The following is a 12,750-nucleotide window of genomic DNA, read 5'->3' as shown; positions in this document are numbered from 1 at the left end:
CAATAAATTATGGATTGGCAACTCGTAAACTTTATTTTTGATTATTATTCAACCCTTGATTCGCATTAAACAATAGTGATGCGAAACAAGGGCTTAGAATTCCGTTTTATACCTCATTGCAACAAACAATGACTGAAGGTGAGGCTAAACGAACACTTCATTTGTCATGGTTTAAACATTTACTATTAATCATCTGGTTTTTATTGGTCATCTCAGGCGCTGGTGTGCAATGGTTAGGTGCGCCATTAACTTTGCCACAAACAGGTAGGGATTTGATGTTGGCAGTTGATCTCTCAGGCAGTATGCGTACACCAGATATGATGGTTAACGGCAAGGCTGAGTCAAGGATTGATTTGGTGAAAACGGTTGCTAATGAATTTATTCAAAAGCGAGAAGGCGATCGTTTGGGACTTATTTTATTTGGTTCTAAACCTTATTTGCAAACGCCATTAACCTTTGATCGCAAAACTGTTGGACAAATGCTTAATGATGCGACAGTTGGTATTGCAGGTATTCAAACGGCGATAGGAGATGCGATTGGTCTTGCGATTAAGCAGTTGATGCATTATCCCAAACAATCACGCGCGCTGATTCTCTTAACCGATGGTGGCAATAACGCCGGTGTTATTGATCCTGATACGGCAGCCAAGCTTGCCAAAGATGAACATATCAAGATTTACACCATTGGTTTGGGCGCAAAGCAGATGACGATGCAGACGATGTTTGGGCCGCAAGTTGTTAATCCATCAAGTGATTTGGATATTGATGGCTTGAAAAAAATTGCACAGATGACCGGTGGTGAGTTCTTCCGTGCTGAAGATGGTAAAGAGTTACAAGCGATTTATAATAAAATCAATCAGTTGGAGCCCGTGAAATCCGATAAAATCACCATTCGTCCGATAACACCGTTTTATCCATGGACTTTGGGGGCTGCGATGATCTTAAGTTTTATTCTGGCATTGTTATGGATTAAAAGAAGTCAAAGGAGTGTTATATGAGTTCCATCGATTTCCACTTATTTAATTCATTTCACTTTTTACGTCCGTGGTGGTTTTTGTTGATCATTCCAGTGATTGTTTTACTCATTATGATCTTAAGAGTCAAGAGCAGTGACAATAACTGGAGTGCGCATTGCGATCCACACTTATTAAAGCATCTATTAGTTGGGCAGCAGGCACGTAAGCGTCGAACGTTACCAGTGATGATTTTCTTATTGTGGTGTATTGGCATTGTCGCATTGGCAGGACCAACATGGTCACAATACCCACAACCGGTTTATCAAAAAGTGGCAGCACGTGTGATTGCATTAGATGTCTCGCAAACTATGAATGCCAATGATGTCCCGCCTACACGGTTAGAGCGAGCACGCTTTAAGGTATTGGATTTACTTAAATCGATTAAAGAGGGGCAAACAGGAATGATCGTATTCTCGAGTGAGCCCTTTGTGGTGTCACCATTGACGGCTGATAGCAATACGATTGCTAATATGGTGCCTTCATTGGATTCAAGCGTTGTCCCTGTTGCTGGTGATAATATTCAAAAAGCATTAGTAGAATCAGCAAAACTCATCAAACAGGCGGGATTTGCTCACGGTCAGATTGTTTTAGTGACTGATAGCACACCGTCACCTGCAGCATTGGCAGAAGCCAAAAGTTTAGCAAAAGAAGGTATTAAAACCTCTGTATTAGCAATTGGTACAGCACAAGGTGGACCAATCAAAAATAGTGATGGCGGTTTTGTTACTGATAAAAAGGGACAAATTGTATTTGCTAATATGAATGCTGCTGAATTACAAAAACTTGCAAACTCAGGTGATGGGCAATTTAGCTTAATTACTGATAATGATCAGGATGTCACAAAAATGTTAAGTCATGATGGTAATGGTAAGACGCAGAAAACAGAAACACAAAAAGCTAATGCATTATGGAAAGATGAAGGACATTGGTTTATTTGGTTGTTGATTATTCTGGTGGCATTGATTGCACGAAGAGGTTGGTTGGAGAAAGTATGTCGATAAAGCGTATCAGTGGGTTTGCAGTGTTATTATTGCCGACACTGTTGTTGGCAAACACTTGGCAGGATCTGTGGTTAAATAAAAATCAACAGGCTGAAAACTTATTTAATGAGCACAAAAACAAAGAAGCAGCAGCGATGTTTCGTGATAGTCGTTGGCAGGGTGCTGCATTATATCGTGCTAAAGATTATAAAGCGGCATTAAGTGCTTTTGAAAAAGATGATTCAGCCGTTGGATTGTATAATCAAGGTAATGCTTTAGCGCAATTGCATGAATATCAAAAAGCAATCGCCGCCTATAAAGCAGCGTTAGCCAAAAAAAGCGACTTTGCTGATGCTAAAGCCAATCTTGAGTATATTGAGAATTTATTAAAGCAACAAAAGAATCAGCAAAAGCAGGATCAGAATAACGCTCAAAATAAAGAGAATAAAGATCAGCAGAACAAACAACAGAATACGCAAAACAGTCAACATAATCAAAATAATAAGCAAGATCAAAAAGATCAAAATCAGCAGAATCAACATGGTCAACAAAATAGTGATCAGAAAAATCAGCAAGATGACCAAAGTAAGCAAAATAAACAAAATAAACAAAGTAATAAAAATAATCAGGATCAACAAAATCAACAGAATAAGTCAACTCAGCAAGATCAGTCACATGCTAATCAACAACAGAGTGATAAAGATAGTCAAAGAAATGAGCAAAATAAGAAAAATAAGCAGAATGAGCAGAGTCAAAGTGACGTTAGTAATGATCAACAGAATATAGATCAGCAGCAAGAGCAAAGAAAACAAAAAGGTCAAAAAGGTCAAAAAGAGCAACAAGATAATCAATCATCGACTGAAAACACTCAAAGTGCTCAAAATGAGAAAAACAAAGATAATCCTAAGAATCAAAAAGATGAACGTTCTCAGGCATTAGCAAGAGAGAATGAAAAAGATAAAAAAGACAAAGAAGGTGATCATGATCCGTCACAAAAGGTAGCGATTTCAAGTGCTCAAGCACGTGAAGATGCACTGCGTCAGAAGAAAGTTGATGCGATTTTGTCACAGATTCCAGATGATCCAGGTGGATTATTGAAGCAGAAATTCTTAAGAGACTATGAGCGACGTCAAACATCGCAAAATGGAGGGAATAATGATTAGATTTATCAGCAGAGTAAATAAGGCATACAAGATGGAAAAGATCAAAAGAACAATGAGTATTCTTATACTTATACCTGCGTTATTTATGTTTATGGTGCAACCATTGCATGCTGCTGTTTCTGCATCAGTTGATCGCACACAGGTAGCAGATGGTGCGAGTTTGACGCTAACGATTAAGCTTGATGATATGAATGAGCATCCTGATTTGGCACCATTGAAGAAAGATTTTGATGTTTATGGTACCAGTACCAGTAGTCAGACCAGCGTTATCAATGGCAAAAGCACTTCAGACATTTCATATATTGTGACTTTATTGCCTAAAAAAACTGGAAATATCACCATTCCAGCGTTAACTGTTGGGAGTGAGCAAACTAAGCCATTGACAATTACGGTAACAAAGGCAGCGCAAGGAGCTCATGGTAAACAAACGGCAAATGTCTTTTTAGATGCATCTCTTTCAAGTGATAGTGCGTATGTTAACACACCTGTACTCTACACCTTGAAACTATATTATGCAGAGCCATTATCTAATTTAAGTATGCAGCCACTGCAATTAGCCAATGCAACGATTGAGCCTTTTGGCAAAAATAGCCAATATCAAGCACAACAAAATGGTAAAACTTATAATGTGGTTGAGCAGCAGTTTTTAATTACAGCCAATCAGGCAGGTGAGATTACTATTCCACAAAGCATCATTCAGGCAGCGGTTTTACAAAACAATCCCAACTCATTTTTTGCCATGCAAAGTGCTAAGCCAATATTGGTAAAGTCAAATCCATTAACGTTGCATGTGAAACCAATTCCACAAAATATTGACATTAATGATTGGTTACCTGCCAATTCAGTTACGTTAAAGGATAGCTGGTCAAGTGATTCCAATGAGCTAACTGTTGGTGAGCCGGTAACGCGCACGATTGTATTAACGGCAACAGGTGTACAAGCAGCTAGTTTGCCTAATTTAACCTTCCCACATGCTGATAGTGTGAATGCATATCCAGATAAAGCGCAAAGCAAAGATTATGTGGAGAATAACCTACCGGCAGCAAGTAAAGTCTTTAAGGTTGCCTATATCCCAACACAGAAAGGTATTATTGAGTTTCCAAAGATTACAGTGCATTGGTTTGATGTGAAATCACAGACTATGCAAACAGCTATTTTGCCCGCCCAAACCTTTAAAGTGTTGCCAGGCAAAGTGGCAACACCTGTGCAAACCAGTGCGATAAATACAGCCTCTGCAGCACAACCAACAAAGACAGTCATTAAGGTAGTGCATAGCAAATTATGGATGGTGTTAACGATTATCTTTGCAATCTTATGGTTAGTTACATTAACCCTATTGCTTACTGTTATTAGCAAGTTTAAATCTAAGAAAGTATCGCAAACTACACATAAAGAAGTATCACTTGAGAAGTCCGATATTAATCAGGCGCTTAAAGAGATAAAACACGCATGTGATCATAAGGATCTAGTGGCAGTTAATAATGCAATTGTCTCTTGGGGTAATGTCTTATTTAATCAAAGCTTCTACAGTGCAATGGATGTTGCTTCTGTTGTTGATGACAAAGCGCTTAAGCTAATGCTTACTGCTGTGAACAAAGCGCTATACGCTAAGGGTGAGTTTGCGGAATATGATTCTCTGTATCAACATATCAAATCATACAAGATAAAAGGTGATAAAAATCAAGAAGTATTGGCGTCACTTTATCCAAAGTAGCTTTTTATAAATCTTTATTTATTCAGTGAATGCCCTAATTTGGTCACAAAACGTTGACTAGTGACAATTAAAAAGAACACAATTGCCAAAATAATAGTGGCAATTGCTGAGCTTGCCACTAACATCAAAATCCATAAGAATACGACAAAACTTAATGCAAACCAGTTAAAGCCTCCTTGTTTTATTTGCAGTACAGCATAAATTGCCATCATTACAGTGACTGCAAGATTACTCAGTAAAAAGTCTTTTTCTGGTAAGGTGGCTAATAGCAACGCCAGTACAATAAAGACAAACAAAGTCATCAGTTTGGTTGATAGTTTGCGACTACCTAACACAGCTAGCGAAAGTGGTGCACCCATATAACCTAATATGTTAAAGCCAGTGGTGATTACCATTAATGATGCCCAGCTTGCGGAATTTAACAAAATAACAATGCCAATAATGAAGTTTAAAAATAACGAACGTTTAGATAAATGATGCACAGGACATAGCTTAGCAATCCAACGTGGCATTTGTCCTTTTTCAGCCATTGCAAAAAGCATTCTTGAGCAAGAACCCATATAGGTTAAACCGGTAATGGATGGGCTTACGATCGAATCAGCAATTAATAAAATGGTTAAGAAATTCAAACCAAGTAGCATGGTTAAGTTAACCAAAGGGCTTGAGAAATTAAGAGCCGCCCAACCTTTAGCAGCAACATCATGCGGCATTGCCGTCATGAAGGTAAATTGCAGTAGCATATATAAAGCAAGTGTGATGACCACGGAGATAATGATAGCCAATGGGATGTTGCGTGTTGGGTTTTTAATCTCGCTAGCAAATGATGCAACTACTTGGAAGCCATTAAACGCATAGACAAGGCCAGCACCGATAAGTGCGGTTTGAATTGAGCTTGCTGTGTAGTGGTTAACCGCAAGATCAAGGTTCGTTGTATCAAAGTGTGCGGCTAATAAAACGATAATAGTTAGTGTTGGAATACTGATTTTAAAAACAGTTGAGATATTATTGACATAGGCTAATAGCTTAATGCCAAAGTAATTCACGATAAAATAAACCGCTAAGATAATAATGGCAAATAGCTTGCCTGACCAAGTTAGACTTTCACCATGATATAAAGTCGTGAACTTGATAAATGGACTTAAATATTGTACTGTTGCTTGCGCTTCAGTTGGAATCATTGCCAACAACCCAAACCAGATGGCAAAAGCAAAGACCATGCCAAAATCCTTGCCATGGCTTAAAGATACGCAATTGGCGTTTAAACCACGTTCAGGAAATAATGCGCAAAGTTTAGCGAAACATAATCCAACAATGATGGCGATAAAAGCCGCACCTATCCACGCAATAAATGCGTAATTTCCTGCTAATTGTGCATTGAGTTGTGCACTAAAAAGCCAACCAGAACCAACCATTGATGTGACTGGAATGGCGATGGCTGAAAATAATCCTACTTTGTGTGTTTGCACTTGAGTAATCTCCCTAATATTTTATACCCTAGACATCAATATCGTATCAGTCTATGGATAAAAATCATTATAAATTTTGCTGATTTATTTAAATGTCGCTCAGGTGCAAAATGGTGAGGTAGTCGTTGGCGTAAAACGCCAAGAAAACGCTGCAAAAAATGTAATGTTAAGTATATAATGCCTGACATATATCTTTATAAGCTAAGTAATTATGTCCAAAAATAAAGTCACTTTATCGAACAGGAAGCGTTTAAGTGAGCTGCAAAATGAGTCTGTAAGAACCATTGCAGATGTCAGGCGTGAGCAGATTCAATCGATGCGGGAAATGCATATTATGCCCGAGGGCAAGCTTGAGCTTGCGATTGAGCAAATGGTCACGGATGTGGTCTTTGAGCTAAGTAATCTGTATCGCCAGTGGAGCCAACCACTTGATTTTAATCGCTTTCGCTATAGTCCGAATGAACGCAATAAAAAATTATTATCTGAACTTAAGATGTTTTTGAATGAAATTGCAGACTGGTTGGTAACCAAAGGCTTTCGAGGTGAGGAATGTAAAGAAAAATGCCAAGAAATCGTTGATCGGATTACCCATGGGTTACATGTTGAAGGAATTCCAATTGGCCACTTATACTTACGTGCGCCGAAAGGTCAAAGAAAAGAGAGTTTTTAATTAATTATGTCACTACTTTATGGAATACACGCGATCAAGGCGCGCCTTAAACTACATGCCGATGGTATTAAAGTGATCTATTGTCTTAAAGGTAAAGACACCTCCCCAAGACTGGGTGAATTAAAGTCATTGATGGCTAAGAAAAATATTGAGTTTAAGCTCGTCAATAAAGAGAAGTTTCAATCATTACTACAGTCTCACGCATTTGAAGATGTGGTACATCAAAATGTATTGGCAGCTTGCCAAAGCGATATTAAATTGTATGAAGAAAGTGATTTATCCGATCTTGTCGCAAGTTGTGCAAAAACACCTTTTATTTTAATCCTTGACAGTGTTCAAGACCCGCATAATTTAGGCGCATGCATTAGAAGTGCGGAGGCTGCGGGGGTTGATTTTATCGTTTTCCCAAAAGATAACAGTGCGACGATTAATGCAACGGTTGAGAAGGTTGCCAGTGGTGCATTAAGTAGTATGAAGCTTGTCTCGGTGACTAATCTCTCGCGTGCTATTGGTGTCTTAAAAGATGAAGGTATATGGGTTACAGGATTAGCGGGTGAAGCTGAGAGTTTGATCTATGATAGTGAGTTTAGCGGTGCGATTGCGTTAGTGATGGGTGCTGAGGGTTCAGGTCTTCGCTTTGGTACGCGCAAGATGTGTGACTATCTTGCTAAACTACCAATGCAGGGGCAAGTATCGAGTCTCAATGTCTCAGTTGCAGCAGGTGTTGCCATGTATGAAGTAGTGCGCCAGCGTCGTGAGCTATTGGCAGAAAACCTAAACGATTAAACTAGGAGATTGTTTTGAAATTAAAAAAATCAAAACCCATGCAGTGGGTTATTCTGGTCATTTTATTGTTTATCTTTGCGGGCATTATGGTAGATGCTTTGCATAGTCGTTATGAAAGCAAGTTAACTTTAAACACTTCGCAACGTCAGGTTCAAGCTGATGCAAGTGCCTTATTGTGTTCCATTAAATTAACAAGTGATGAGATACAAAACTACCAATTGGGGTATCATAATTTTGAACAAGGCAACTGTCCTCTTGCTTATCAGCAGCTTTTGCCTTTTGCACGAAGTGCGGATACCAATGCCACTTTAGTGATTGGCTATATGTATGAGTTTGGCTGTGGAGTTGCCAAAGATATGAAAACAGCTAGTCTTTGGTATTATATTGGTGTACAACGCAATGCCTATAATAAATCACCGATGCTGCGTGGTTTGCATGCATATAATAGCGGTGATTATAGAATGGCAGCTGAATGGTTTCGTATGGCCAGTGAGCTTAATGTCATCAGAGCATAACTAAGATGAAAGCAGATCTCTCATTGCTCTCATGGTCAGATGTTTTGGCTGATTATAAAAAAAGCACTGAATTTAAAGAAACCTTGGCTTTTGTTAATAATGCGCGACAACAAGGAAAACAAATTTTTCCGCAAAAGGAAGATGTCTTCAATGCATTTAAATTATGTCCATTTGAATCGCTAAAAGTTGTTATTCTCGGGCAAGATCCTTATCACAATATCAATCAAGCCCATGGTTTGGCATTCTCAGTGCAGGCTGGTGTTAAGCTACCGCCGTCGCTTATGAATATTTATAAAGAGTTACACAATGATCTTGGTGTTGAGAGTGCGAAAACAGGCGATTTAAGTGCTTGGGCAAAGCAGGGTGTATTCTTGCTCAATACCGTTTTAACAGTTGAGGCGCATCAAGCACATTCACATGCTAATAAAGGTTGGGAGCAATTTACCGATCATGTGATTCGTCAGATCAGTCAACATAAAAGTCATGTTGTTTTTTTATTGTGGGGGGCTCCTGCGCAAAAAAAAGCACAGTTAATCGATCACGATAAACATTTTATTTTAAAGTCTCCACATCCGTCACCCTTGTCGGCACATCGTGGCTTTTTTGGCTCAAAACACTTCTCTCAAACAAATAATTATTTATTAGCGCATGATTTATTGCCAATTGATTGGAAAGTGTGAGACAAGTGGTTAAGCTCAAAAGCAATTTATGGTAGACTAACGCGCATATTACAAATTGTTATAAATGAAGCTTTATCAATATGACACGATTAACTGTATTAAAATATCCACACCCCTTTCTAAAGCAAAAGGCAGATCCAGTCGCTATTGATGCAATTAATGATGCGTTACGTCAAACAATTGCTGATATGTTTGAAACGATGTATGTCGAGCATGGTGGTGGCTTAGCTGCTACGCAAGTGGGACTTAATATGCGTTTGTTTATTATGGATGGTTCTGAAAATAAAGATCAAAAAATCGTAGCCATTAACCCTGAAATCATTGAGCGCAAGGGTGAGATTGATGATGAGGAAGGGTGTTTGTCATTCCCTGGCGTTTCAGCTAAAGTTAAGCGTGCCGAATGGGTTAAAATGCGCGCTTTAAATGAGTTTGGTGAAGCATATGAAATGGAATGTGATGGTTATCATGGTCGCTGTATTCAGCATGAGATTGATCACTTAGATGGAATTACTTACTTCGACCACTTATCAGCACTGAAGCGTAAGATGATCGAGAAGAAGTATAAAAAATTGATGCAGGAAAATGCTGAGAGCTAAACTGCATAGATATATTTATTAAGTATTCATTGGCTACTCTTATCATATTTTAAGCCTACTATTTTTTGCTTAACTTAAATTTCTTAAATAATTTCAAACCAAATCATTGACCTTAACCCTAAGGTTAACCTTATATTGACTATACTAACGACAGATAATCATCTGGAGATGTTATGAATATTGGTGAGCTTTCGCAGCAATTAGGGATTACAACAGTCACTCTAAGGCATTATGAAAAGATTGGTTTATTAAAGCCCAAGCGAAGTGCTAGTGGTTACCGACAATATGATCAATCGATCATTGATAAGATTCGATTCATTGAAAATGCCAAATATATTGGGTTTAGTTTGGCAGAAATTTCTGAGTTATTTGCGATTGAGGATAAAAACTTGCCAAGTGTGGAAGTTAAGAAAAAAGTTTGGCAGAAACTAGAAGATGTTAATGAGAAAATTACACTATTGACACAGTTAAAGCAGCATCTTACAAAACTTGAGCAGTCGTGTGATGGTAAGGCAGACAGCAAAGACTGTCCGATTTTGAAAGACCTTTATCAAAATCAGAAAAATGGGAAAAAGCTGCAAGGAGCAACAAGATGTAAAAAGGAGCAAAACAATCATGAGTAATGCAAGAATAAATCAGTATGAGTTTGCATTGAAAAATGTCTCATGCATGAGCTGTGTTGGCAAGATTGAATCAGCGCTTATTAAAATGCCAGAAATCACAGAAGGGCGAGTTAATTTTGCCGATAGAACCCTTCAGGTTGAAACAAGTCTTAAAGCACTAGATATTATTCAATGCTTAAAACAATTAGGTTATATTGCTGAAGAAATCACCGAAGGCTCAGAGAAAGCTGCTCTAGCTGAAAAACCCAAGCTATGGCAAAAGGTAATTATTCCTGGTGTTTTTGGCTTATTTTTAATGTTTTATGGTATGAGCTCATACTCGCCAGTAATTATGCCGCATAGCATGAATATATTTTGGCTTATCATATCAGTGATTACACTTGTTATTATGGTTACGGCAGCTGCACATTTATATAAATCAGCCTATAAAGCCTTTTTGCAGCATCATGCAACAATGGATACACTGATTAGCTTAGGTACATTAGCCGCGTGGATTTATTCAATGATTGTGATTATAACGCCAGCAATAATCCCTGAAAATGCCAGACATAATTATCTTGAGGCAGCACTTATTATCATAGCACTGGTTAATCTTGGTGCTTGGTTAGAGCAAAAGGCGCGGGGTAAAACATCCGAAGCTATTAAACAACTTATTGGTTTGCAACCCAAGTTTGCTTATCGTATTAATGCTGATGGGCAAGAGGAGAAGGTTGCCATTGATCAGCTGAAGCTAGGTGATGTGATTCGTGTGAAGCCGGGATCTAAAATTGCACTAGATGGTGAAATTATCGAGGGTAGCTCTTATGTTGATGAATCAATGTTAACTGGTGAGCCCATAGCTGTTGCAAAGTCAATGTCAGATAAAGTATTCTCAGGTACTCTCAATAAAACAGGGAGTTTTAACTATCGTGTGACTAAGCTCACTAAAGAGACGATACTTTCGCAAATCATTGCTTTGGTGAAACAAGCGCAAAATACCAAGCCATCGATTGCACGCTTTGCCGATACAGTATCAGGATATTTTGTACCTTTTGTTATATTATGCGCAATTGCAGCAGCACTTGTTTGGTTTAATTTGGGATTTGGTATTGGTTTTGTGCTTGTGGCAGGTATTACGGTACTTGTGATTGCATGTCCATGTGCACTAGGCTTGGCAACGCCAATTTCCATTATTGTCGGGATGGGTAAAGCCGCACAACTAGGCATTTTAATCAAAAATGGTCAAGCCTTACAAACTGCCAGTAAAATAACACGCGTGGTGCTTGATAAAACTGGAACGATTACGAAAGGGCAACCTGAGGTTGTTAGTGTAACTTGTGTTGATGGTATTAATGAACAAGATTTATTAAAAATCGCGGCGAGTTTAGAGGCACATTCTGAGCATCCATTGGCTGAGGCAATTGTCAAAAAAGTGTTAAACTCAGCAGAGTTATTACCCGTTAATAATTTTCAGAGTCATACCGGACTTGGTGTGACCGGAGAGGTTAATAATGAGCCTGTTATTATTGGTAATCATAAAATCATGGCAAACCATGGACTTAAAAATCTCAAGCTAGAAGCACTTGCTACAACTAAAAGTCATCAAGGTCAAACAGTAATGTATGTAGCAATTAACAAGGCCTTAAGTGGCATTATCGCTGTTGCTGATCCTATTAAAGAACATGCCAAAGAAGCCATTGATATATTTAAACGCAATAACATCCAAATTACGATGATCACAGGTGATAATAAACAAACCGCACAAGCAATTGCCAAAACGCTTGGTATAGATAATGTCTTAGCCGAAAGTATGCCTGAGGATAAACTTAAGCATATCAAAGCTTTACAACAGAAAAATGAAATAGTTGCCATGGTTGGCGATGGGATTAATGACGCGCCAGCATTAGCACAAGCAGATGTGGGTTTTGCAATTGGTAATGGCACAGATATTGCGATAGAGAGTGCAGATATTACCTTGATGCGTAGCTCACTAATCGGTGTTGCTGATGCCATTTTAGTCTCACGCGCTACAATGAAGAATATCAAGCAAAACCTGTTTGGTGCTTTTATTTATAATGGCTTGGGTATTCCAGTAGCGGCAGGCATTTTATTTCCAGTGTTTGGCGTGCTTTTAAGTCCGATCATTGCAGCAGCTGCAATGGCTGCATCATCACTCACGGTTGTTACTAATGCCAATCGCTTACGGTTTTTAAAAGTTAAAAAAATAAAAAACAATAGCATAATTCAAGGAGAATCAGCATGACTACGATTATTGTGAATGTTGTATTAATCATTGCTGCCATTTTTGTCGTATATTGGTTTTGGCTGTCACAAGCAAAGATTGAGAAAATACAAAATAATATAGCGATTATCACTGTTAAAGATGGGGTATATACACCAGCAAATCTGCATTTTAATGTTGATGATGAGGTCAATCTTGAGTTCTTACGCATTGACAAAAGTGCGTGTGCTGAAGTAGTCACTTTTAAAATGTGAATCAAGGTTTAAATTATGCACAGTATTTTTGTGCCAGCAACTCAAATGCTGCACATAGCCTTCCAA

At 38.4% G+C, this 12,750-nt stretch carries 13 protein-coding genes; 12 read left to right on the top strand and 1 reads right to left on the bottom strand.

The features are described 5' to 3' along the window. Positions 1–128: 128 nt before the first annotated feature. From ACY10D_RS11425 to ACY10D_RS11410, 4 genes are read left to right on the top strand one after another with little or no spacing between them, the layout of a single operon-like run. Positions 129–998, top strand: a complete 870-nt coding sequence (locus ACY10D_RS11425) for a vWA domain-containing protein (RefSeq protein WP_487000852.1) — start codon at positions 129–131, stop codon at positions 996–998. Then, the gene (locus ACY10D_RS11420; protein ID WP_487000851.1) at positions 995–2,017 is read left to right on the top strand and encodes a vWA domain-containing protein; all 1,023 of its coding nucleotides are present in this window, start codon (positions 995–997) and stop codon (positions 2,015–2,017) included. Before ACY10D_RS11425 ends, ACY10D_RS11420 begins: the two co-directional genes overlap by 4 nt. After that, positions 2,008–3,159, top strand: coding sequence for a tetratricopeptide repeat protein (locus ACY10D_RS11415; RefSeq protein ID WP_487000850.1), 1,152 nt, complete (start codon positions 2,008–2,010; stop codon positions 3,157–3,159). Before ACY10D_RS11420 ends, ACY10D_RS11415 begins: the two co-directional genes overlap by 10 nt. A 31-nt stretch (positions 3,160–3,190) precedes the next feature. Then, a complete protein-coding gene (locus ACY10D_RS11410; RefSeq protein ID WP_487000849.1) occupies positions 3,191–4,873 on the top strand; it encodes a BatD family protein in 1,683 nt (560 codons plus the stop codon). 14 nt (positions 4,874–4,887) lie between these two features. Here the strand turns inward: ACY10D_RS11410 and ACY10D_RS11405 are convergent, their stop codons facing one another. Then, positions 4,888–6,339 (bottom strand): APC family permease, encoded by a 1,452-nt coding sequence (locus tag ACY10D_RS11405; RefSeq protein WP_487000848.1) that lies wholly within the window; start codon positions 6,337–6,339, stop codon positions 4,888–4,890. A gap of 211 nt (positions 6,340–6,550) precedes the next feature. Here ACY10D_RS11405 and ACY10D_RS11400 point away from each other — a divergent pair, with 211 nt between their 5' ends. The 8 genes from ACY10D_RS11400 to ACY10D_RS11365 all read left to right on the top strand — a co-directional run bounded on the left by ACY10D_RS11400 (position 6,551) and on the right by ACY10D_RS11365 (position 12,684). Continuing rightward, positions 6,551–7,009: a hypothetical protein gene (locus ACY10D_RS11400; protein WP_487000847.1), complete on the top strand. Its 459-nt coding sequence runs from the start codon at positions 6,551–6,553 to the stop codon at positions 7,007–7,009. Between the two features lie 6 nt (positions 7,010–7,015). Continuing rightward, a complete protein-coding gene (gene rlmB, locus ACY10D_RS11395) occupies positions 7,016–7,795 on the top strand; it encodes a 23S rRNA (guanosine(2251)-2'-O)-methyltransferase RlmB (RefSeq protein ID WP_487000846.1) in 780 nt (259 codons plus the stop codon). A gap of 14 nt (positions 7,796–7,809) precedes the next feature. Further along, positions 7,810–8,310, top strand: coding sequence for an SEL1-like repeat protein (locus tag ACY10D_RS11390; protein WP_487000845.1), 501 nt, complete (start codon positions 7,810–7,812; stop codon positions 8,308–8,310). A 5-nt stretch (positions 8,311–8,315) separates the two neighbouring features. Next, on the top strand, positions 8,316–8,990 hold the full coding sequence (gene ung / locus ACY10D_RS11385) for a uracil-DNA glycosylase (protein WP_487000844.1): 675 nt from the start codon (positions 8,316–8,318) through the stop codon (positions 8,988–8,990). An 80-nt stretch (positions 8,991–9,070) separates the two neighbouring features. Next, positions 9,071–9,586 (top strand): peptide deformylase, encoded by a 516-nt coding sequence (gene def / locus ACY10D_RS11380; RefSeq protein ID WP_487000843.1) that lies wholly within the window; start codon positions 9,071–9,073, stop codon positions 9,584–9,586. Positions 9,587–9,759: 173 nt separating this feature from the next. Next, positions 9,760–10,209, top strand: a complete 450-nt coding sequence (locus ACY10D_RS11375) for a heavy metal-responsive transcriptional regulator (protein WP_487000842.1) — start codon at positions 9,760–9,762, stop codon at positions 10,207–10,209. Continuing rightward, positions 10,202–12,451: a heavy metal translocating P-type ATPase gene (locus ACY10D_RS11370; protein WP_487000841.1), complete on the top strand. Its 2,250-nt coding sequence runs from the start codon at positions 10,202–10,204 to the stop codon at positions 12,449–12,451. The genes ACY10D_RS11375 and ACY10D_RS11370 overlap by 8 nt, the downstream gene beginning before the upstream one ends. Continuing rightward, positions 12,448–12,684 carry a cupredoxin domain-containing protein gene (locus ACY10D_RS11365; protein WP_487000840.1) on the top strand — a complete coding sequence of 79 codons (237 nt, stop codon included), beginning with the start codon at positions 12,448–12,450 and terminating at the stop codon, positions 12,682–12,684. Before ACY10D_RS11370 ends, ACY10D_RS11365 begins: the two co-directional genes overlap by 4 nt. The last annotated feature ends 66 nt before the right edge of the window (positions 12,685–12,750 follow it).

Source organism: Cysteiniphilum sp., assembly GCF_057495195.1.
Note: the sequence above shows the minus strand (reverse complement) of the source record. Positions and strands in the feature narration are given on the sequence as shown.